The organism is Pseudomonas citronellolis, assembly GCF_029335315.1.
Classification (GTDB): Bacteria; Pseudomonadota; Gammaproteobacteria; order Pseudomonadales; family Pseudomonadaceae; genus Pseudomonas; species Pseudomonas citronellolis_A.
In genome coordinates, this window is record NZ_JARJLT010000216.1 from 21,070 (window position 1) to 40,635 (window position 19,566).

General features: G+C 67.7%; 19 protein-coding genes and 1 other RNA gene. 4 read left to right on the forward strand and 16 right to left on the reverse strand.

Features of this window, described 5'->3' with window-relative positions:
* Nucleotides 1-4: 4 nt before the first annotated feature.
* From P3W75_RS17200 to rsmI, 14 genes are all read right to left on the reverse strand, one after another.
* Entirely contained in the window at nucleotides 5-952 is a 948-nt protein-coding gene (locus tag P3W75_RS17200) for a D-alanine--D-alanine ligase (RefSeq protein WP_276228521.1), read from the reverse strand.
* Nucleotides 952-2,394 carry a UDP-N-acetylmuramate--L-alanine ligase gene (gene murC / locus P3W75_RS17205; protein ID WP_276228522.1) on the reverse strand — a complete coding sequence of 481 codons (1,443 nt, stop codon included), beginning with the start codon at nucleotides 2,392-2,394 and terminating at the stop codon, nucleotides 952-954. The genes P3W75_RS17200 and murC overlap by 1 nt, the downstream gene beginning before the upstream one ends.
* On the reverse strand, nucleotides 2,387-3,460 hold the full coding sequence (gene murG / locus P3W75_RS17210; RefSeq protein ID WP_276228523.1) for an undecaprenyldiphospho-muramoylpentapeptide beta-N-acetylglucosaminyltransferase: 1,074 nt from the start codon (nucleotides 3,458-3,460) through the stop codon (nucleotides 2,387-2,389). Before murG ends, murC begins: the two co-directional genes overlap by 8 nt.
* A complete protein-coding gene (gene ftsW / locus P3W75_RS17215; protein ID WP_276228524.1) occupies nucleotides 3,450-4,649 on the reverse strand; it encodes a putative lipid II flippase FtsW in 1,200 nt (399 codons plus the stop codon). The genes murG and ftsW overlap by 11 nt, the downstream gene beginning before the upstream one ends.
* Nucleotides 4,649-5,995, reverse strand: a complete 1,347-nt coding sequence (gene murD, locus P3W75_RS17220) for a UDP-N-acetylmuramoyl-L-alanine--D-glutamate ligase (RefSeq protein WP_276228525.1) — start codon at nucleotides 5,993-5,995, stop codon at nucleotides 4,649-4,651. The genes ftsW and murD overlap by 1 nt, the downstream gene beginning before the upstream one ends.
* 13 nt (nucleotides 5,996-6,008) lie before the next feature.
* The gene (gene mraY, locus P3W75_RS17225) at nucleotides 6,009-7,091 is read right to left on the reverse strand and encodes a phospho-N-acetylmuramoyl-pentapeptide-transferase (RefSeq protein WP_276228526.1); all 1,083 of its coding nucleotides are present in this window, start codon (nucleotides 7,089-7,091) and stop codon (nucleotides 6,009-6,011) included.
* On the reverse strand, nucleotides 7,091-8,455 hold the full coding sequence (locus P3W75_RS17230; protein WP_276228527.1) for a UDP-N-acetylmuramoyl-tripeptide--D-alanyl-D-alanine ligase: 1,365 nt from the start codon (nucleotides 8,453-8,455) through the stop codon (nucleotides 7,091-7,093). Before P3W75_RS17230 ends, mraY begins: the two co-directional genes overlap by 1 nt.
* Nucleotides 8,448-9,914 carry a UDP-N-acetylmuramoyl-L-alanyl-D-glutamate--2,6-diaminopimelate ligase gene (locus P3W75_RS17235; RefSeq protein ID WP_276228528.1) on the reverse strand — a complete coding sequence of 489 codons (1,467 nt, stop codon included), beginning with the start codon at nucleotides 9,912-9,914 and terminating at the stop codon, nucleotides 8,448-8,450. The genes P3W75_RS17230 and P3W75_RS17235 overlap by 8 nt, the downstream gene beginning before the upstream one ends.
* Nucleotides 9,914-11,659 (reverse strand): peptidoglycan D,D-transpeptidase FtsI family protein, encoded by a 1,746-nt coding sequence (locus P3W75_RS17240; RefSeq protein WP_276228529.1) that lies wholly within the window; start codon nucleotides 11,657-11,659, stop codon nucleotides 9,914-9,916. The genes P3W75_RS17235 and P3W75_RS17240 overlap by 1 nt, the downstream gene beginning before the upstream one ends.
* The gene (gene ftsL, locus P3W75_RS17245; protein WP_276228530.1) at nucleotides 11,656-11,949 is read right to left on the reverse strand and encodes a cell division protein FtsL; all 294 of its coding nucleotides are present in this window, start codon (nucleotides 11,947-11,949) and stop codon (nucleotides 11,656-11,658) included. The genes P3W75_RS17240 and ftsL overlap by 4 nt, the downstream gene beginning before the upstream one ends.
* The gene (gene rsmH, locus P3W75_RS17250; protein ID WP_276228531.1) at nucleotides 11,946-12,887 is read right to left on the reverse strand and encodes a 16S rRNA (cytosine(1402)-N(4))-methyltransferase RsmH; all 942 of its coding nucleotides are present in this window, start codon (nucleotides 12,885-12,887) and stop codon (nucleotides 11,946-11,948) included. Before rsmH ends, ftsL begins: the two co-directional genes overlap by 4 nt.
* Nucleotides 12,888-12,895: 8 nt before the next feature.
* On the reverse strand, nucleotides 12,896-13,351 hold the full coding sequence (gene mraZ, locus P3W75_RS17255) for a division/cell wall cluster transcriptional repressor MraZ (RefSeq protein WP_276228532.1): 456 nt from the start codon (nucleotides 13,349-13,351) through the stop codon (nucleotides 12,896-12,898).
* 308 nt (nucleotides 13,352-13,659) lie between these two features.
* Nucleotides 13,660-14,011, reverse strand: an RNA gene (rnpB, locus tag P3W75_RS17260) — RNase P RNA component class A.
* A 66-nt stretch (nucleotides 14,012-14,077) separates the two neighbouring features.
* Nucleotides 14,078-14,920 carry a 16S rRNA (cytidine(1402)-2'-O)-methyltransferase gene (gene rsmI / locus P3W75_RS17265; RefSeq protein ID WP_276228533.1) on the reverse strand — a complete coding sequence of 281 codons (843 nt, stop codon included), beginning with the start codon at nucleotides 14,918-14,920 and terminating at the stop codon, nucleotides 14,078-14,080.
* A gap of 125 nt (nucleotides 14,921-15,045) precedes the next feature.
* Between rsmI and P3W75_RS17270 the strand changes: the two genes are divergently transcribed.
* From P3W75_RS17270 to P3W75_RS17285, 4 genes are read left to right on the forward strand one after another with little or no spacing between them, the layout of a single operon-like run.
* Entirely contained in the window at nucleotides 15,046-16,860 is a 1,815-nt protein-coding gene (locus tag P3W75_RS17270) for a penicillin-binding protein activator (protein ID WP_276228539.1), read from the forward strand.
* Nucleotides 16,857-17,234 carry a YraN family protein gene (locus tag P3W75_RS17275; protein ID WP_276228534.1) on the forward strand — a complete coding sequence of 126 codons (378 nt, stop codon included), beginning with the start codon at nucleotides 16,857-16,859 and terminating at the stop codon, nucleotides 17,232-17,234. The genes P3W75_RS17270 and P3W75_RS17275 overlap by 4 nt, the downstream gene beginning before the upstream one ends.
* 28 nt (nucleotides 17,235-17,262) lie before the next feature.
* Nucleotides 17,263-17,856: a phosphoheptose isomerase gene (locus P3W75_RS17280; RefSeq protein ID WP_043254599.1), complete on the forward strand. Its 594-nt coding sequence runs from the start codon at nucleotides 17,263-17,265 to the stop codon at nucleotides 17,854-17,856.
* Nucleotides 17,853-18,434, forward strand: a complete 582-nt coding sequence (locus tag P3W75_RS17285) for a BON domain-containing protein (protein ID WP_276228535.1) — start codon at nucleotides 17,853-17,855, stop codon at nucleotides 18,432-18,434. Before P3W75_RS17280 ends, P3W75_RS17285 begins: the two co-directional genes overlap by 4 nt.
* A gap of 67 nt (nucleotides 18,435-18,501) precedes the next feature.
* Here P3W75_RS17285 and P3W75_RS17290 read toward each other — a convergent pair whose 3' ends face one another.
* On the reverse strand, nucleotides 18,502-18,909 hold the full coding sequence (locus tag P3W75_RS17290; protein ID WP_276228536.1) for a ClpXP protease specificity-enhancing factor: 408 nt from the start codon (nucleotides 18,907-18,909) through the stop codon (nucleotides 18,502-18,504).
* An 11-nt stretch (nucleotides 18,910-18,920) separates the two neighbouring features.
* Nucleotides 18,921-19,538: a glutathione S-transferase N-terminal domain-containing protein gene (locus P3W75_RS17295; RefSeq protein ID WP_276228537.1), complete on the reverse strand. Its 618-nt coding sequence runs from the start codon at nucleotides 19,536-19,538 to the stop codon at nucleotides 18,921-18,923.
* Nucleotides 19,539-19,566: the final 28 nt, after the last annotated feature.

Sequence of the window (19,566 nt, forward strand, 5' to 3'; positions counted from 1 at the left end):
GGTCTTACCCCCTTGCCTCGACGCTGTCGGCGAGGATCGCCAGCACCAGTTGCTGGAAATCCAGGCCGGCCGCGCGCGCGGCCATGGGCACCAGGCTGTGGTCGGTCATGCCCGGTGCGGTGTTGACTTCAAGCAGCCAGAAACGCCCCTCGGCGTCCTGCATCACGTCGGTCCGCCCCCAGCCCTGGATGCCCAGCGCCTCGCAGGCGCGCGCGGTCAGGTCTTGCAGCTCGCGCTCCTTCTCGGGGCTGAGGCCGCAGGGGATGCGGTACTGGGTGTCGTTGGCCAGGTACTTGGCGTCGTAGTCGTAGAAGCTGTGCGGAGTGCCCAGACCGATCACCGGCAGCACCTGGCCGCGCAGGCTGGCCACGGTGAACTCGGGGCCGCTGATCCACTGTTCGACGAGCACTTGCGAGTCGTATTCGGCGGCGCTGCGCCAGGCTTCGATCAGCGCTTCCACGCCGTCCACCTTGGCCATGCCGATGCTGGAACCTTCATGGGCAGGTTTGACGATCAGCGGGAAGCCCAGTTCCGTGGCGGCGCGACGGCAATCGTCTTCGCTGGCCAGGACCGCGTAGGCCGGGGTCGGCAGGCCGAGGCTCAGCCACACGCGCTTGGTGCGCAGCTTGTCCATGGCCAGGGCCGAGGCCAGTACGCCACTGCCGGTGTAGGGAATGCCGGCGACTTCCAGCAGGCCCTGCATGCTGCCGTCTTCACCGCCACGACCGTGGAGGATGATGAAGGCGCGGTCGATCTTCTCGCTCACCAGGCGTTGCAGCAGGTCGTCACCCACGTCGATGCCGAAGGCGTCCACACCGGCGTCCTGCAGGGCCTTGAGGACCATGCCGCCGGATTTCAGCGACACCTCGCGCTCGGCGCTCTTGCCGCCGAACAGCACGGCGACGCGGCCAAAGGCGCGGGGGTCGAGAGTGGATTCGAGTGTGTCGCTCATTACGCCTTCCTCGGGGCGTCGCCGCCGAACATCGGGTTCTTGATCAGGGCCGGAGCCAGGCCGCCGATGTCACCGGCCCCCTGGCAGAGCAGGATGTCGCCGGCGCGCAGCAACGGCTTGAGCAGCGCGGCGAGGTCGCCATCGCGCTCCAGGTAAATGGGATCGAGCTGGCCGCGCTGACGGATGCTACGGCACAGCTGGCGGCTGTCGGCGCCGGGAATCGCTTCCTCGCCGGCCGGGTAGACCTCCATCAGCAGCAGCACGTTGGCCTCGCCGAGCACCTGCACGAAGTCCTCGTAGAGGTCGCGGGTGCGGGTGTAGCGGTGCGGCTGGTAGACCATCACCAGGCGCCGCTCCGGCCAGCCGCCGCGCACGGCCTTGATCACCGCCGCGACTTCGCGCGGGTGGTGGCCGTAGTCGTCGACCAGCATCACGCTGCCGCCGTCGACCTGCAGTTCGCCGTAGACCTGGAAGCGCCGGCCGACGCCCTGGAAGCCGGACAGGCCCTGGACGATGGCTTCGTCGGAGATGCCTTCGTCGGTGGCGATGACGATGGTCGCCAGAGAGTTCAGCACGTTGTGCAGGCCGGGCATGTTCACCGAGACGTCGAGCGGCTCGCGCTCCGGACGCAGCACGGTGAAGAAGGTGCGCATGCCTTCCTGGCGGATGTTGATGGCGCGGACGTCGGCGTCCTCGCTCAGGCCGTAGGTCACGGCCGGGCGCGCCACCTGCGGGAGGATCTCGCGGACCACCGGGTCGTCCACGCACATCACCGCCAGGCCATAGAACGGCAGGTTGTGCAGGAAGTCGACGAAGGTCTTTTTCAGCTTGTTGAAGTCGCCGCCGTAGGTATCCATGTGGTCGGCGTCGATGTTGGTGACCACGGCGACCATCGGCTGCAGGTGCAGGAAGCTGGCGTCGCTCTCGTCGGCCTCGGCCACCAGGTAGCGGCTGGTGCCCAGCTGCGCGTTGGTGCCGGCGGCGTTCAGGCGACCGCCGATGACGAAGGTCGGGTCCAGTCCACCGGCGGCGAACACCGAGGCGATCAGGCTGGTGGTGGTGGTCTTGCCATGGGTACCGGCCACCGCGATGCCGTGGCGGTAGCGCATCAGCTCGGCGAGCATTTCCGCGCGCGGCACCACCGGCACGCGGCGCTCGAGGGCGGCGGCGACTTCCGGGTTGGCCTTGTTCACGGCGCTGGAAACGACCAGCACGTCGGCGCCATCGGCGTTCTCGGCGCGGTGGCCGATGAAGATCTGCGCGCCGAATTTCTCCAGGCGCTCGGTAACGGCCGAGGCCTTGAGGTCGGAACCGGAGACTTCGTAACCGAGGTTCAGCAGCACTTCGGCGATACCGCACATGCCCACGCCGCCGATGCCGACGAAGTGGATGCGACGGATGCGACGCATGGTGCGGGTGATGCCGTTGGGTTCCTTAACCACGGGCCACCTCCAGGCAGGCGTCGACCACCGTGCGGGTAGCCTCGGGCATGGCCAGGCGCCGGGCGCTGGCGGCCATCTGCTTCAGGGATTCGGGATGCATCGATACCTCGGACAGCTGCGCGGCCAGGTCGGCGGCGCCGGTAGACTTTTGCGGCAGCAGGCGGGCGGCGCCCTCCCGTACCAGGAATTCGGCATTGCGGGTCTGGTGATCGTCGATCGCGTGGGGCAGCGGCACCAGGAAGGACGGCAGGCCGGCGGCGGTCAGCTCGCTGACGGTCAGGGCGCCGGCGCGGCAGATCACCAGGTCGGCCCAGGCGTAGGCCGCGGCCATGTCGCCGATGAACGGAGCGACCTCGGCTTCGACACCCGCTTGCGCGTAACGCTCCGCGGTCACCCCGTCATGCTGACGACCGGCCTGGTGGCGGATCGCCGGGCGCTGCTCGGCGGGAATCAGCGCCAGCGCTTCGGGCAACAGCTTGTTCAGCGGCTCGGCGCCCAGGCTGCCGCCCAGCACCAGCAGGTTGACCTTGCGCCCGCCCAGCTCGGCGCGGGCGTTTGCGTCGAGGAACAGCTCGGCGCGTACCGGGTTGCCGGTGGTCAGGCGCTTGGCGCTGGCCGGGAAGGTGTCCGGGAAGGCTTCGCAGACGCGCTTGGCCAGCGGCGCCAGGCCACGGTTGGCGGTGCCGGCGACGGCGTTCTGTTCGTGGATCACCAGCGGCGCGCCGCTCAGCTTCGCCGCCAGGCCGCCGGGGCCGGTGACATAGCCACCCAGGCCGAGCACGCACACCGGCTTCAGCTGGCGCATCAGGCCCAGGGCCTGGAACAGCGACTTGAGCAGGTCGAAGGGCGCGCGCAGCAGCGCCTTGCGGCCCTTGCCGCGCAGCCCGCTGACGTTGATCAGGTGCAGCGGCAGGCCGGCCTTGGGCACCAGCTCGTTCTCGATGCCGCGCGGGGTGCCCAGCCAGTGCACGGCGTAGCCGCGCGCCTGGAACTCGCGGGCGCAGGCCAGCGCCGGGAACACGTGGCCGCCGGTACCGCCGGCCATGATGAGGACGTTACCTTTCATCGGCGAAGTCCTCCTCGGTGAATTCGAATTCTTCGCTGCCCACCGTGGTGCGCCGCTCCCATTCGATGCGCAGGAGCATGCCCAGGGAGCCGCAGCAGATGACCAGCGACGAGCCACCGTAGCTGAGGAACGGCAGGGTCAGGCCCTTGGTCGGCAACAGGCCGACGTTCACGCCGACGTTGATGAGGAACTGGCCGATCCACAGGAAGGCCAGGCCGTAGGCCACGTAGGCGGAGAAATACTGCTTGGCCTGCTCGGCCCAGATGCCGATGTAGAGCGCGCGCAGACCAACGAAGACGAACAGGCAGACGGTGGCCAGGGCGCCGACGATGCCCAGCTCCTCGGCCAGCACGGCGAATACGAAGTCGGTGTGTGCCTCGGGCAGGTAGAACTGCTTCTGGATGCTATTGCCCAGGCCCATGCCCATCCAGCCGCCACGGCCGAAGGCGATCAGCGCCTGGCTGAGCTGGTAGCCGGCGCCGAACTGGTCGGCCCAGGGGTCGCTGAAGTTGGTCAGGCGCGCCATCCGGTAGGGCTGGGTCCAGATCAGCAGCGCCACCGCGCCCACCGCCAGGGCCACCATCAGGCCGAAGCGGAACAGGCCGACGCCGCCCAGGAACAGCATGGCCGCCGCGGCGCCCATCATCACCACGGTGGCGCCGAAGTCCGGCTCGCGCAGCAGCAGGCCGGCGAAGGGCAGCAGCACGGCGAACGGCTTGAAGAAGCCCAGCCAGCTTTCGCGCACCTCGTGCTGGCGTCGCACCAGGTAGCCCGCCATGAACACCACCACGAAGACCTTGGCGATCTCCGAGGGCTGGATGTTGAACAGGCCGAAACCGATCCAGCGCATGGAACCGTTGACCTCGCGGCCGACGCCGGGAGTGATCACCGCCACCAGCAGCACGAAGGCCACGCCGAGCAGCTTCCAGCTGTGGCGCTGCCAGGTCTCCATCGGCGTCATCATGGTCACGCCGCAGGCGACGAAGCCGATGGCCAGGTAGATCAGGTGGCGCACCGAGAAGTACAGCGGGTTGCCGGACTGCGCCGCCGCCACTTCCGAAGACGCCGAGGTCACCATCACCAGACCCAGGCCGAGCAGCGCCAGGCAACCGGCGAGCAGCGGGAAGTCCAGATCGATGCCGTTGCGGCTGATCAGCGGGGACGGATAGGGGCGCAGGAAGGAGAACATCAGGCGAGTTCCCCCACGGCCTTGGCGAAGAGGCGGCCGCGCTCTTCGAAGTTCTTGAACATGTCCAGGCTGGCGCAGGCCGGCGACAGCAGCACGGCGTCGCCCGCCTCGGCCAGCTCGGCGGCCTGGCGCACCGCGTCTTCCAGGGTTTTCACGCGGACCTGCGGCACGCCGTCGCCGAGGGCGGCACCTACCAGCTCGGCGTCGCGGCCGAGCAGCACCACGGCGCGGCAGAACTTCGCCACCGGCTCGCGCAGGGCGCTGAAGTCCGCGCCCTTGCCATCGCCGCCGGCGAGCAGCACCAGCTTGCCATCGATATCGGCGCCCAGGCCCTCGATGGCGGCCAGCGCGGCGCCGACGTTGGTGGCCTTGGAATCGTCGTAGTAGCTCACCCCGGCGCGCTCGCCGACCCACTGGCAACGGTGGGCCAGGCCAGCGAATTCACGCAGGGTCCGCAGCATCGGCTCGAACGGCAGGCCGACGGCGTGGCCCAGGGCCAGGGCGGCCAGGGCGTTGGATTGGTTGTGCGCGCCACGGATCTTCAGCTCGCGCGCCGGCATCAGCGCCTCGAACTGGAAGGCCAGCCACTTCTCACCGCCCTCCTCGACCAGGCCGAATGCCTTGAAGTCGGGCTTGTTGGTGCCGAAGGTCCAGCACGGCACGTTATCGGCGATCAACGGACGGCTCAGGGCGTCGGCGCGGTTCACCACCACCTGGCGGGCGCCGCGGAAGATGCGGTGCTTGGCCAGGTGATAGTCGGCCATGCCGTCGTAGCGGTCCATGTGGTCTTCGCTGACGTTCAGGCAGGTGGCGACTTCGGCGCCCAGGCGCTCGCAGGTCTCCAACTGGAAGCTCGACAGCTCCAGTACGTACAGCTCGACATCATCGGCCAGCAGGTCCAGCGCCGGGGTGCCGAGGTTGCCGCCGACGGCGACGCGCTTGCCGGCCGCCACCGCCATGTCGCCGACCAGGGTGGTCACGGTGCTCTTGGCGTTGGAGCCGGTGATGGCGACGATCGGCGCCTTGGCGTGGCGGGCGAACAGGTCGACGTCACCGGACAGGCGCACGCCACGGGCGGCGGCCTCGATCAGCGCCGGAACCCGCAGCGACAAGCCGGGGCTGACGTACAGCTCGCTGGCGCGGCAGAGGAACTCGGCGTCGAGCTCGCCGCAACGCACTTCCACGCTCGGGTACTCGGCGCGCAGGGTGGCCAGCTCCGGCGGATTCGCGCGGGTGTCGGCGACGGCGAAAGGCACGCCCTGGCGCGCCAGGAAGCGCACCAGCGACATGCCGCTCTTGCCGAGGCCGACAACGATGCGGAAATTGTCCGAAGCGATCAGGCTCATGCTCGCTCTGCCCTCAACGCAGTTTCAACGTGGCCAGGCCGATCAGCACGAGAATCACCGTGATGATCCAGAAGCGCACGATCACGCGCGGCTCCGGCCAGCCTTTGAGTTCGAAGTGGTGGTGGATGGGCGCCATGCGGAACACCCGTTTTCCGGTCAGCTTGAAGGAGGCGACCTGGATGACCACCGACAGGGTCTCCATGACGAACACCCCGCCCATGATGAACAGCACGATTTCCTGGCGGACGATCACCGCGATGGTGCCCAGCGCGGCGCCCAGGGCCAGCGCGCCGACGTCACCCATGAAAACCTGCGCCGGGTAGGTGTTGAACCACAGGAAGCCCAGCCCCGCGCCGACGATGGCCGCGCAGAAGATGATCAGCTCGCCGGCCCCCGGAACGCTGGGGATCAGCAGGTATTCGGCGAATTTGATGTTGCCCGACAGGTAGCAGAAGATGCCCAGGGCGCCGCCGACCATCACCGTCGGCATGATCGCCAGGCCGTCGAGGCCGTCGGTCAGGTTCACCGCGTTGCTCGAACCGACGATGACGAAGTAGGTCAGCACCACGAAGCCGATGCCCAGCGGGATCTCGACGTTCTTCAGCATCGGCACGATCAGAGTGGTTTCCACCGGAGTCTCGGCGGTCAGGAACAGGAAGATTGCCGCGCCCAGGCCGAACACCGACTGCCAGAAATACTTCCAGCGGCTCGGCAGGCCGCGGGAGTTCTTCTCGATCACCTTGCGGTAGTCATCGACCCAGCCGACGGCGCCGAACAGCAGGGTCACGGCCAGCACAACCCAGACGTAGCGGTTCGACCAGTCAGCCCAGAGCAGGGTGCTGATGGCGATGGCGGTGAGAATCAGGGCGCCGCCCATGGTCGGGGTGCCCTTCTTCGACAGGTGCGACTGCGGGCCGTCGTTGCGCACGGCCTGACCGATCTGGCGGATCTGCAGGGTGCGGATCATCCACGGGCCCAGCCACAGCGACAGGGCGAGCGCGGTCAGCACGCTGAGGATGCCGCGCAGGGTCAGGTACTGGAAGACGCCGAAGCCCTTGTAGAACTGTTGCAGGTACTCGGCGAGCAGCAGCAGCATTAATGTTTCTCCTCGGTGGAAGCGCACAGCGCCGCGACGACCTTGTCCATCGCCGCGCTGCGGGAACCCTTGATCAGAATGGTGGTAGTCGATGGTTCGCCGGCCAGGGCCTGGATCAGCCCGGCCTGGTCGGCGAAGTGCCGGCCCGCGGCGCCGAACGCCTCGACGGCGTTGCGCATCAGCGGACCGACGGCATAGAGCGCGGCGACCTTGCCCACGGCGTAGGCGCCCACCTCACGGTGCGCGGCCTCGGCCCAGGCGCCCAGTTCACCCATGTCCCCGAGGACCAGGACGGTCCGGCCGGAAAAGCCGGCGAGTATATCAATGGCCGCGCAGATTGACGCCGGATTGGCGTTGTAGCTGTCGTCGATCACCCGCATGCCGTTGCTCGCCAACTGGGCTACCGCGCGCCCCTTGACCGGCTGCAGTTGTTCCAGGCCCTGGACGATCCCGACCAGCGGCACGCCGAGGGCGTGGGCGGCGGCGGCGGCGGCCAGGGCGTTGGCGACGTTGTGCTCGCCCAGCAGGTTGAGCTGGATGCGGGCTTCGCCGGCCAGCCCTTGCAGGCTGAAGCCGACGCAGCCACGGGCGTCGCGCTGCAGATCGGCGGCGCGGAAGTCGGCGCCGCCGTCGCGCAGGGCGAAGCTCAGCACGCGGCGGCCGGCGGCGCGGGTTTTCCAGGTGTCGAAGGCGCGGTCGTCGAGATTGAGCACGGCGGTGCCGTCGGCATCCAGGCCCTCGAGGATTTCGCCCTTGGCCAGGACGATCTTGTCCTGGCCGCCGAACTCGCCAACGTGGGCGGTGCCGGCGTTGGTAATGATGGCCACCTGCGGCCGGGTCAGGCCGACGGTGTAGGCGATCTCGCCGACCCGCGAGGCGCCCAGTTCGATCACCGCGCTGCGGTGCTGCGCGCCGATCTGCAGCAGAGTCAGGGGCGCGCCCAGGTCGTTGTTCAGGTTGCCACGGGTGGCCAGGACTTCGCCCTGGGTCCGCAGGATGCTGGCGAGCATTTCCTTGACCGTGGTCTTGCCGCTGGAACCGGTCACCGCCGCCACCTTGCCGGTGAAGGCCGCGCGGTTCAGCGCACCCAGGCGGCCCAGGGCCTCGCGGGTGTCGGCCACCAGCAGCTGGGCCAGCGGCGCGCCTGCGACTTCGCGTTGCACCAGGGCGGCGACGGCGCCCTTGGCGGCGACATCGGCCAGGTAGTCGTGACCGTCGAAGCGCGGCCCGCTCAGGGCGACGAACAACTGGCCGGCCTCGATGGCGCGGCTGTCGGTGCTCACCGCGTCGAACCCGACATCGGCACCCAGCACGCGGCCTTCCAGGGCCCCGGCGACTTCACTGAGCAGCAGCGGCTTAAGCATCTTTCTTCACCTCCCAGGCAGCCAGCGCCTTGGCGGCTTCTTGCAGATCGGAGAACGGATGGCGGACGCCGGCGATCTCCTGGTAATCCTCGTGGCCCTTGCCGGCCAGCAGCACCACGTCGTCGACGCCGGCACCGGCGATCAGCTCGGCGATGGCCGCGCCGCGGCCGGAAACGAAACGCACGTCCTGCGGGTTGGCGAAACCGGCGCGGATGTCTTCGATGATCCGCGCGCTGTCTTCGCTACGCGGGTTGTCGTCGGTCACCAGCACGCCGTCGGCGTGCTGCTCGGCCACCTGGGCCATGATCGGGCGCTTGCCGCGGTCGCGGTCGCCGCCACAGCCGAACAGGCACAGCAGCCGGCCGTGGACGTGCGGGCGCAAAGCCAGCAGGACCTTCTCCAGGGCGTCCGGAGTGTGCGCGTAATCGACCACCACCAGTGGCTTGTCGCCGCCGCCCAGGCGCTGCACGCGGCCCACCGGGCCTTCGAGTTGCGGCAACACCTTGAGGATGTCGCCCAGCGGGTAGTCCAGCCCGAGCAAGCCACCGACCACCGCCAGCAGGTTGCTCAGGTTGAAGCGGCCGAGCAGCGAGCTGCGCAGCACGCCTTCGCCCTTGGGGGTGACCAGCAGGGCTTCGACGCCGGCGTCGCTGAAACGCGCTTCGCGGCAATGGATGAAGGCGCTGGGGTCTTCCAGGCTGTAGCCCATCAGCCGCGATTCGTGGGTTTCGGCGGCCAACTGGCGGCCAAAGGCGTCGTCCAGGTTGATCACCCGGCACTTCAGGTTCGGCCAGGCGAACAGGCGGGCCTTGGCGGCGCCGTAGGCCTCCATGGTGCCGTGGTAGTCGAGGTGGTCGCGGGACAGGTTGGTGAACACCGCGACATCGAATTCGAGGGCGGCCACGCGACCCTGCTCCAAGCCATGGGAAGAGACTTCCATGGCCACGGCGCGGGCGCCGGCCTGCTTCAGGCGCGCCAGGGTACCCTGCAGGGCCAGGGCGTCCGGGGTGGTGTGCTTGCCGCTTTCCAGGGCGCCGTGGAAACCGCAGCCCAGGGTGCCGACGATGCCGCAGCGCTCGCCGAGCAGGTCCAGGGCCTGGGCCAGCAGCTGGCTAACGCTGGTCTTGCCGTTGGTGCCGGTCACGCCGATCAGTTCGATGCCACGGCTGGGCTCGCCATAGAAGCGCCCGGCGATGGCCGACAGCTGGCCGGCCAGGCCGCGAATGGCGACCAGCGGCGTATCGCCGGCGGGAGCCACGCTGGCGCCCTCGGCTTCGTAGGCCACGGCGGCGGCGCCCCGCGCGACGGCGTCGGCGATGTGCGCACGACCGTCATGCAAGGCGCCGGGGATGGCCAGGAACAGGTCGCCGGGCTTGACCGCGCGGCTGTCCAGGGTCAGCTCGCGGATCAGCACGCCGGTTTCGGCCTGCGGCAGCAGTTGGTTCAGGCTCATCGGCATCAGCCACGCCCTCCTTTGACGGGCGCAGCAGTGGCGGTTTGCTGCGGGGTAGTCTGCAGGTTGTCCGGCGGAATGTTCATCAGTCGCAGCGTGCCGGACATCACCTTGCTGAACACCGGTGCCGATACCAGGCCGCCGAAATAGCCGGCCTTGCTCGGTTCATCGATGACCACGACCACAACGAAACGCGGGTTGCTCATCGGCCCGAAGCCGGCGAACAGTGAGCGGTAGGAGTTCTCGGCGTAGCCCTTGGTGCCAACCTGGGCCTTGCGCGCGGTACCGGATTTGCCGGCCACATGGTAACCGGGGACCTGGGCCCGGTAGACGCCGTTCGGCGCCTCGACCACCTGTTGCAGCATGCCCTGCATGGTCTTGGCGACCTGCTCCGGGATCACCTGGGTGGCGGTCGGCTGACGGTCGGCGCGAACCATGGTCAGCGGCACGGTCTGGCCATTGTTGGCCAGCGCCGCGTAGGCGTGGGCCAGCTGGATGGCGGTCACCGACAAGCCGTAGCCGTAGGACAGGGTGGCGGTCTCGGCCTTGCGCCACTCGCGGTAGTTGGGCAGGTTGCCGACGCGCTCGCCGGGGAAGCCGAGGCCGGTATCCTGGCCCAGGCCGACCTTCTGCATCACACCGTAGATGGCCTCGCCGCCGATATCGAAGGCGACCTTGCTCATGCCCACGTTACTGGAGCGGATCAGGATGCCGGTCAGGTCCAGCACCGGGCCTTCGGTCCTGGACACGTCGCGAATGGTGTAGCGGCCGATCTGCAGGGTGCCCGGGTAGACCTCGACGGTGTCGCTGGGCTTCCAGCGCCCGGTTTCCAGCGCCGCGCTCATGGAGAACGGCTTCATGGTCGAGCCCGGCTCGAAGACGTCGATCATGGCGCGGTTGCGCATCATCTCCGGCTGCATGTCGCGGCGGTTGTTCGGGTTGTAGGTCGGCTGGTTGGCCATGGCCAGCACTTCGCCAGTCTTCACGTCGAGGATCACCAGGCTGCCGGCCTTGGCGCCGTTCTCGACGATGGCGTTGCGCAGTTCGCGGTTGGCCAGATATTGCAGGCGCAAGTCGACGGACAGCGCCAGGGTCTTGCCGGCCTTGGCGTTGCGGGTCACCTGCAGGTCGCGGATCAGGTGGCCGCGACGGTCCTTGAGCACCTGGCGCTTGCCCGGCACGCCGGCCAGCCAGCTGTCGTAGGACAGCTCGACGCCTTCGCGGCCGCGGTCGTCCACGTCGGTGAAGCCGACCACCTGGGCGGCGACGTCGCCGGCCGGGTAGAAACGACGAAACTCCTCGATGGAGTAGACGCCCGGAATCCTGTTGGCCTTGACCTCGGCCATCACCGCCTCGCCCTGCTCGGGCGTGAGGCCGCGCACCAGGTAGATGAATTCCTTGTCGGCCATCTGCTCCAGGCGCTGGCTCAACGCCTCACGCGTCACCCCCAGGGCGTGGGCCAGGATCGGCCACTTGTCGCGTTCGAGGACGAGTTCCTTGGGGTTGGCCCAGAGGGTCGCGACTGGCGTACTCACCGCCAGCGGCTCGCCGTTGCGGTCGGTGATCTGCCCGCGGTGGGCGGGAATCGAGATGTGCCGCACGCTGCGCGCGTCGCCCTGCTCCTGGAGGAAGTCATGGTCGATCACGTGCAGGTCGACGATGCGCCAGACGATCGCGCTCACCATCACCAGCAGCAGGCCGATGGCGACGCGGAAACGCCAGGGGTAGAGGGCGCCGTCGAGGTGCTTCATGGCGCCACCATGATGATTTCCGACGGATCCGGCACGCGCATCTTCAGTTGCCCGGTGGCCAGGGTCTCGATGCGGCTGTAGGCGGTCCAGGTGCTCTGCTCCAGCACCAGCCGGCCGTACTCGGCCTGCGCCTTGTCGCGTACGTTGAGTTCGGTGTACAGGCTGTTCAGCAACTGGCGGTTCCAGTAGGCGCTGTAGGCCACCGAAATCGAGGACAGCAGCACGCCGATGAACAGCAGCAGCATGAAGAAGCTGCCGGTGGGCAGGCGCTTCGAGAACAGCCTGCTCACTTGAGCTTCTCCGCCACGCGCATCACCGCGCTGCGCGAGCGCGGGTTGGCCTTGAGCTCGGCTTCCGAGGCGTACTGCGGCTTGCCCAGCAGCTTCAGGCTCGGCTCGAAGACCTTGGCGCGGATCGGCAGGTCGCGCGGCAGGTTGTCCGCCTCGCCCTTGGCGTGCTTGCGCATGAACTGCTTGACGATGCGGTCTTCCAGGGAATGGAAGCTGATCACCACCAGGCGACCGCCGACGGCCAGCGCCGCCATGGCGGCGTCCAGGCCGCGCTCGAGGTCACCCAGTTCGTTGTTCACGTGGATACGCAGGCCCTGGAAGGCCCGGGTAGCCGGGTTCTTGCCCTTTTCCCAGGCCGGGTTGGCCTCGGTGATCACGGCGGCCAGGTCGGCGGTGCGCTCGAAGGGCTTCTCCGCGCGACGGTTGACGATGGCGCGGGCCATGCGCTTGGCGAAACGCTCTTCGCCATAATCCTTGAACACCCGGGCGATTTCTTCTTCGCTGGCGCTGGCGATCCACGCGGCGGCGCTGACGCCACGGCTCGGATCCATGCGCATGTCCAGCGGGCCGTCGTTGAGGAAACTGAAGCCGCGTTCCGGGTCATCGAGCTGCGGCGAGGACACGCCGAGGTCCAGCAGCACACCGTCGACCTGCCCGGTCAGACCGCGCGCGGCCAGCTCTTCGCCCATCTCGGCGAACGACCGTTGTACAACGACGAAGCGGCCGTCTTCGGCCGCCAGTGCTTGCCCCGCTGCGATCGCCAGGGGGTCCTTGTCGAACCCGAGCAACCGCCCGCCCGGGTCCAGCCTGCCAAGCAAGGCCCGACTGTGCCCTCCCCTGCCGAAGGTACCGTCCACATAGCAGCGGCCCGACTCCGGGGCCAGCGCTTCGACGGCCTCCTCGAGCAGAACGGTGATGTGTTGGTAGGTGGCGTTCACAGGCAGGCTCACAAAATAAGGTCGCGTAGTTCATCCGGCAGTCCGCCGGGTTGCTTGATGGCGGCCAGGTCAGCCTCGGCCACCGCATTCCACTTGTCTTCGTCCCACAGCTGGAACTTGTTCAGCTGGCCAACGAGCATCGCCCGCTTGTCCAGCCCGGCGTACTCGCGCAAGCGCGGCGGCACCAGGAAACGGCCACTGCCGTCGAGCTCCAGATCCACCGCGTTGCCGATCAGCAGGCGCTGCAGACGCCGCGTCTCTTCACGCAGCGAGGGCAGTTCGCGCAGCTTGGTTTCAATGAGTTCCCATTCGGGCAAGGGGTAGACGGTCAGGCAGGGATCGACGGCATCGATGGTGACGATGAGCTGGCCATTGCAACGCGAAACGAGCTCGTCACGATACCGACTCGGCATCGCGAGGCGCCCTTTGGCGTCGAGACTGATGGCGTTAGCTCCGCGAAACACGTCTGCGTTTCCCCCCGTGGTTGGCTATCCGTGCCAGTTGATCCCACTTTTACCCACTTCGTACCACTTGCGCACACTATAGAAATGCGCACTCCCCACCGTCAAGGCGAGGCCAGAGGGAAAAATCCTTACAGGACCGAGATTTAGCGAGCTTTCAGGAGGGATTTCAGGGTTTTTGACACTGTCTGAGAAAGCAAAAAGCCCAGTGTTTTCAAAACACTGGGCTTTCTTACTTAAAGCAGTTTCTTAAGATTTACACTTCATCCATCGCGCGACAAATGGTCGTTGTGGGATGAAGTGGGGAATTTGAGGAGAGTCGATCTGTAAGCCGGGTTCTGTCGAGGACAGCCATTCCTCTGGGACGTCCATCACTGAACGCCTCAAGCGACCTACCCGAATCCAGCGCGGGCCACGCAACGGATTCCTATTTGGTCTTGCTCCGAGTGGGGTTTACCTAGCCACGAACTGTTGCCAGCCGTGCGGTGCGCTCTTACCGCACCTTTTCACCCTTACCGGCGCTATTGCGCTTAGGCGGTTATTTTCTGTGGCACTTTCCGTAGGCTCGCGCCTCCCAGGCGTTACCTGGCACTCTGCCCTATGGAGCCCGGACTTTCCTCCCCCATGTGGAAACCACACAGCAGCGACTGTCCAATCGACTCTCCGCCGCCAAGGGTAGCGACAGCGGCAGCCAGCCGCAAGGGCAATCCGCCAGCGCGCACCCCGACCTCAGTCGGCCTTGCGCTCCAGCGCCGCCTGGTACAGCAGGTTCTTGCGCACGCCGGTGATCTCCGCCGCCAGCGCCGCGGCGCGCTTGACCGGCAACTCCGCCAGCAGCAGATCGAGCACCCGCAGTGATTCGGAATCGATGCCCTCCTCCTCCGGCGCCTCCCAGCCGGCCAGCAGCAGAACGCACTCGCCGCGCTGCTGATTGGCGTCGGCCGCGACCCAGTCGCGCAACTCGCCCACCGGCAGCCCCTTGAGGGTCTCGAAGGTCTTGGTCAGCTCGCGAGCCAGCACCGCCTGACGTGCCTCGCCGAACACCTCGGCCATGTCCTGCAGGCATTCCAGCAGGCGATGCGGCGCTTCATAGAAGATCAGCGTGCGCGGTTCTTCGCGCAGCGCTTCCAGGCGCGACTTGCGCCCGGCGGTCTTGGCCGGCAGGAAGCCCTCGAAGACGAAGCGGTCGGACGCGAGCCCCGCCGCCGAAAGCCCGGCGATCAACGCGCAGGCGCCGGGCACGGGCACCACCCGCACACCCGCCGCGCGCGCCTGGCGCACCAGGTGGTAGCCGGGGTCGGAGATCAGCGGCGTGCCGGCGTCGGACACCAGGGCCACATCGTCGCCCGCCAGCAGGCGGGTGATGAAGCGTCCACCCTGGTCGCGCTCGTTGTGCTCGTGGCAGGCCGCCAGCGGCGTCTCGATGCCGAAATGCTGCAGCAGGCGCAGCGAGTGCCGGGTGTCCTCGGCGGCGATCAGCGCCACCTCGCGCAGGGTACGCAGGGCCCGGGCGCTGATGTCGTCGAGGTTGCCGATGGGCGTGGCCACCACGTACAGGGTTCCGAGGGTCACTGACCACTCCTTATCGCGGGTCGGAAATACCGCATTGTATCCCGTTTCCGGCGCCCGCCATCGCCTAGCCCAGCCGCCTTGGGTACAATTGCCGACTCTTTGAATGCGTCACGAGAAGCCCGATGATGATCGCTCGACTGCGTCCGCTTTCCGCACTGTGCCTGGCCACCCTGCTGGCCGCCTGCGCCAGCTCGCCCTCTTCCAACCTCGGCGAACTGCCGCGCACGCCGAACGCCAGCATCGAGCAACTGCTGCAGCAGGCCGCCACCGCCAAGCCCGACGAAGCCGTGCTGCTGAAGCTCTCGGCCGCCGACCTGGCCTACCAGCAGAAGGACCTGGCCCGCGCCGCGCAGATCCTCGAGCAGGTGCCGATGGACAGCCTGAAGCCCGCGCAGCAGATCTTCGCCAGCACCCTGGACGCACAGATCGCCCTGGGCCGCAACAAGCCCAAGGCCGCGCTCAAGGCCTTCGAGCACCCGAGCTTCAGCCACCTGGGCGAACTGCCGGTGGAACAGCAGGCGCGCAGCGGCCTGGTCAAGGCCCAGGCCCTGGCCGCCGATGGCCAGGCCCTGGCCGCCGCCCGCGAACGCGTGTTCGTCGACCCGCTGCTCAACGCCGACGCCAGCAAGGCCAACCACGAGGCGATCTGGGGCCTGGTCTCCAGCCTGCCGGTCGAGCAACTGCAGCCCACCCCGAACGAAGGCGACCTGAACGGCTGGCTGGAGCTGGCCAGCGTAGTGAAGAGCGCCTCCACCCTGCAGGAACAGCAGGCCAACATCGACAACTGGCGCAAGCAGAACCCGCAGCACCCGGCGGCCAAGCAACTGCCCGACGCCCTGGAAAAACTCAAGTCGCTGGCTGCCCAGCCGCTGAACAAGATCGGCCTGCTGCTGCCCCAGCAGGGCCAACTGGCCGGCGTCGCCCGCGCCCTGCAGGACGGCTTCATGGCCGCCTACTACCAGGCCCAGCAGAGCGGCGGCCAGCAGCCGGCGATCCAGCTCTACGACAGCAGCCAGGTGCGCTCGCTGGACGACTTCTACCGCCAGGCCCAGGCCGACGGCGTGCAACTGGTGGTCGGCCCGCTGGAGAAACCGCTGGTCAAGCAGCTCGGCGACCGCCCGCAACTGCCCATCACCACCCTGGCGCTGAACTACACCGACGCCGCCCAGGCCGGCCCGGCACAGCTGTTCCAGTTCGGCCTGTCGGCCGAGGACGAAGCCCGCGAAGTGGCGCGCAAGGCCTGGGACGACGGCATGCGCCGCGCCGTGGCCCTGGTGCCGCGCGGCGACTGGGGCGACCGCGTGCTCGCGGCCTTCAGCCGTGACTGGCAGGCCCGCGGCGGCACCCTGATCGCCGCCGAGCACGTCGACCAGCCGGTGGAGCTGGCCCAGCAGATCGCCGATCTGCTCCAGCTGCGCCAGAGCGAAGGCCGCGCCAAGAAGCTGCAGGGCGTGCTCGACAGCAACGTCGACACCCAGCCGTCGCGCCGCCAGGACATCGACTTCATCTTCCTCGCCTCGACTCCGCAGCAGGCGCGCCAGATCAAGCCGACCCTGGCCTTCCAGTACGCCGGCGACCTGCCGGTCTACGCCACCTCCAACCTCTACACCGGGCAGAGCAACCCGGCGCAGGACCAGGATCTCAACGGCATCCGCTTCTGCGAGACGCCCTGGCTGCTGCAGACCGGCAACCCGCTGCGCCAGCAGGTCGTGGCCCAGTGGCCACAGGCCGCCAGCAGCCTCGGCCGCCTCTACGCCATGGGTGCCGACGCCTACCGCCTGGCCCCGCGCCTGCCGGAACTCAAGGCGCTGCCGGGCATGCAACTCGACGGCCTGACCGGCAACCTCAGCCTGGCGCCCAACCAACGCATCCAGCGCCAGCTGCCCTGGGCGGAATTCCGCAACGGCCAGGTGCAACCGCTGGAGAACGGCGGCAATTGATCGATAGGCGCGGCGATGCCCAGGCACTCGGGCGCCGCGCCGAGGAGCTCGCCCGCGAGCACCTGCAAAGCCATGGCCTGCGCCTGCTGGCGCAGAACTGGCGATGCCGGCGCGGCGAGCTTGATCTGGTCATGCTGGACGGCGATACAGTAGTATTCGTCGAAGTTCGCTGCCGCCGAAACCCGGCCTTTGGCGGCGCCCTGGAAAGCGTGGATGCGCGCAAGCGCCAACGCCTGGTCGCCGCCGCCGAACATTTTCTGCAACAGGAAGCCCGCTGGTCCCGGCACCCCTGCCGGTTCGACGTAGTGGCGGTGCAGCCCACCGCGGGAACCCCCGCGCAACCGAACTGGATCACCAACGCCTTTGACACCTGATCAGACGCCCGACGAAAGGTCACACCTGATGGACATGCAATCCCGTATCCGCCAGCTCTTCCATGCCAGCATCGAGACCAAGCAGCAGGCCACCGAGGTGCTGATTCCGCATATCGAACAGGCCAGCATGGTGATGGTCAACGCCCTGCTCAACGAAGGCAAGATTCTCAGCTGCGGCAACGGCGGCTCGGCCGGCGACGCCCAGCACTTCTCCTCGGAGCTGCTCAACCGCTTCGAGCGCGAGCGCCCGAGCCTGCCCGCCGTGGCCCTGACCACCGACAGCTCGACCATCACCTCGATCGCCAACGACTACAGCTACAACGAAGTCTTCTCCAAGCAGATCCGCGCGCTCGGCCAGCCCGGCGACGTGCTGCTGGCGATCTCCACCAGCGGCAACTCGGCCAACGTCATCCAGGCCATCCAGGCCGCCCACGACCGCGAGATGCTGGTGGTGGCCCTGACCGGCCGCGACGGCGGCGGCATGGCCTCGCTGCTGCTGCCCGAGGACGTCGAGATCCGCGTTCCGGCCAAGGTCACCGCGCGCATCCAGGAAGTGCACCTGCTGGTGATCCACTGCCTGTGCGACCTCATCGATCGCCAACTGTTCGGGAGTGAAGAATGACTCGTAGTCCGCTGAAGCTCGCCGGCCTCCTTGCCCTGACCCTGGTCATGGGCGGCTGCAGCAGCTTCCTGAGCGCCACCCGCGAGGAGCCCATCGACGACAACCGCGGCACCCGCACCATCGGCAGCACCATCGACGATTCGCTGATCGAGACCAAGGTGGCGGTCAACGTCGCCAAGGCCGATCCGGACCTCGACCGCAACTCCCACATCGTGGTGATCAGCTACAACGGCGTGGTCCTGCTGGCCGGCCAGACGCCGCGTGCCGATCTGAAGAACAAGGCCGAGCAGGCTGCGCGCAGCGTGCAGAAGGTCAAGACCGTGCACAACGAGCTGCAGGTCATCCAGCCCTCGTCGCTGCTGGCCCGCAACAACGACACCTGGCTGACCACCAAGATCAAGACGCAGATGCTCACCGACGCCAACGTGCCCTCCTCGCGCATCAAGGTGGTCACCGAGAACGGCATCGTCTACATGCTCGGCCTGGTAACCAAGCGCGAAGGCGACCTGGCCACCCAGGTGGTGCAGAACGTCAACGGCGTACAGAAGATCGTCCGCCTGTTCGAATACATCGACTGAGGTTTTCGCAGTCGATAAAAAAGGCGATCCTCGGATCGCCTTTTTCTTTGCCTGAACGCCTGAGGGGTTACTTGACCACCTTCAGGCTGGGCCGGCCGCTGGGGCGCGGCGGCTCGTCGGTCGGGCCACCGTCATCCTGCAGCTCTTCGTCGTCCGCCGGCACCGGCGGCTCCAGGTCGAAGACCATGCCCTGGCCATTCTCCCGCGCGTAGACCGCCATCACCGCCTGGGACGGGATGTACAGGTTCTGCGCGACACCACCGAAGCGCCCTTCGAAGCTCACCGCCTCGTTGTCCATCTGCAGGTGGCGCACCGCGGTGGGCGACACGTTGAGGACGATCTGGCCGTCGCTGGCGTAGCCCGGCGGCACCCTCACCCCGGGGAACTCGGCGTTCACCAGGATATGCGGCGTACAGCCGTTGTCGACGATCCACTCATAGAGGGCTCGCACGAGGTAGGGTCGACTGGAGTTCATCATCAATTTCCTTAACGCACATCACGTTCGATGGTGGACAGACTAGCCTGGAAGCTGTCGCGGGCGAACTGCCGCTCCATGTAGTCGAGCAGCGGCTTGGCCTGGCGCGGCAGCTCTATGCCCAGTTGGGGCAGGCGCCAGAGGATCGGCAGCAGGCAGCAGTCGACCAGGCTCAGTTCGTCGCTGAGGAAGTACGGCTTCTCGGCGAACAACGGCGACACCCCCGTTAGACTCTCACGCAACTCCTTGCGCGCCAAGGCGCGAGCGGCATCCTTCTGACGATCGTCGAGGATACGGTCGACCAGGCTGCACCAGTCGCGCTGGATACGGTGCATCAGCAGGCGGGTGTTGGCCCGCGCCACCGGATAGACCGGCATCAGCGGCGGGTGCGGATAGCGCTCGTCGAGGTACTCCATGATCACCGTCGACTCGTACAGCGCCAGGTCGCGGTCGACCAGGGTCGGCACGCTGGCGTAGGGGTTCACTTCGGCCAGTTTCGGCGGGTAGTGCCCGGCCTTCACCTCGACCACGTCGACCTGGACGTTCTTCTCCGCCAGCACCAGGCGCACGCGATGGCAGTAGTGATCGGCAGGGTCGGAGTAGCAGGTGAGTTTATTGACTGCGGCCATGCCGGGCCTCCTCGCAACAGCATTTTCG

What these genes read in the sequence shown, in the direction of transcription:
- P3W75_RS17285 (WP_276228535.1), top strand. Translation starts at nt 17,853, where the DNA reads ATGACTCGTAGTCCGCTGAAGCTCGCCGGCCTCCTTGCCCTGACCCTG.
- P3W75_RS17200 (WP_276228521.1), bottom strand. Translation starts at nt 952, where the DNA reads ATGAGCGACACACTCGAATCCACTCTCGACCCCCGCGCCTTTGGCCGC.
- P3W75_RS17280 (WP_043254599.1), top strand. Translation starts at nt 17,263, where the DNA reads ATGGACATGCAATCCCGTATCCGCCAGCTCTTCCATGCCAGCATCGAG.
- P3W75_RS17240 (WP_276228529.1), bottom strand. Translation starts at nt 11,659, where the DNA reads ATGAAGCACCTCGACGGCGCCCTCTACCCCTGGCGTTTCCGCGTCGCC.
- P3W75_RS17290 (WP_276228536.1), bottom strand. Translation starts at nt 18,909, where the DNA reads ATGAACTCCAGTCGACCCTACCTCGTGCGAGCCCTCTATGAGTGGATC.
- murD (WP_276228525.1), bottom strand. Translation starts at nt 5,995, where the DNA reads ATGAGCCTGATCGCTTCGGACAATTTCCGCATCGTTGTCGGCCTCGGC.
- murG (WP_276228523.1), bottom strand. Translation starts at nt 3,460, where the DNA reads ATGAAAGGTAACGTCCTCATCATGGCCGGCGGTACCGGCGGCCACGTG.
- P3W75_RS17235 (WP_276228528.1), bottom strand. Translation starts at nt 9,914, where the DNA reads ATGCCGATGAGCCTGAACCAACTGCTGCCGCAGGCCGAAACCGGCGTG.
- P3W75_RS17230 (WP_276228527.1), bottom strand. Translation starts at nt 8,455, where the DNA reads ATGCTTAAGCCGCTGCTGCTCAGTGAAGTCGCCGGGGCCCTGGAAGGC.
- mraY (WP_276228526.1), bottom strand. Translation starts at nt 7,091, where the DNA reads ATGCTGCTGCTGCTCGCCGAGTACCTGCAACAGTTCTACAAGGGCTTC.
- P3W75_RS17295 (WP_276228537.1), bottom strand. Translation starts at nt 19,538, where the DNA reads ATGGCCGCAGTCAATAAACTCACCTGCTACTCCGACCCTGCCGATCAC.
- ftsW (WP_276228524.1), bottom strand. Translation starts at nt 4,649, where the DNA reads ATGTTCTCCTTCCTGCGCCCCTATCCGTCCCCGCTGATCAGCCGCAAC.
- P3W75_RS17270 (WP_276228539.1), top strand. Translation starts at nt 15,046, where the DNA reads ATGATCGCTCGACTGCGTCCGCTTTCCGCACTGTGCCTGGCCACCCTG.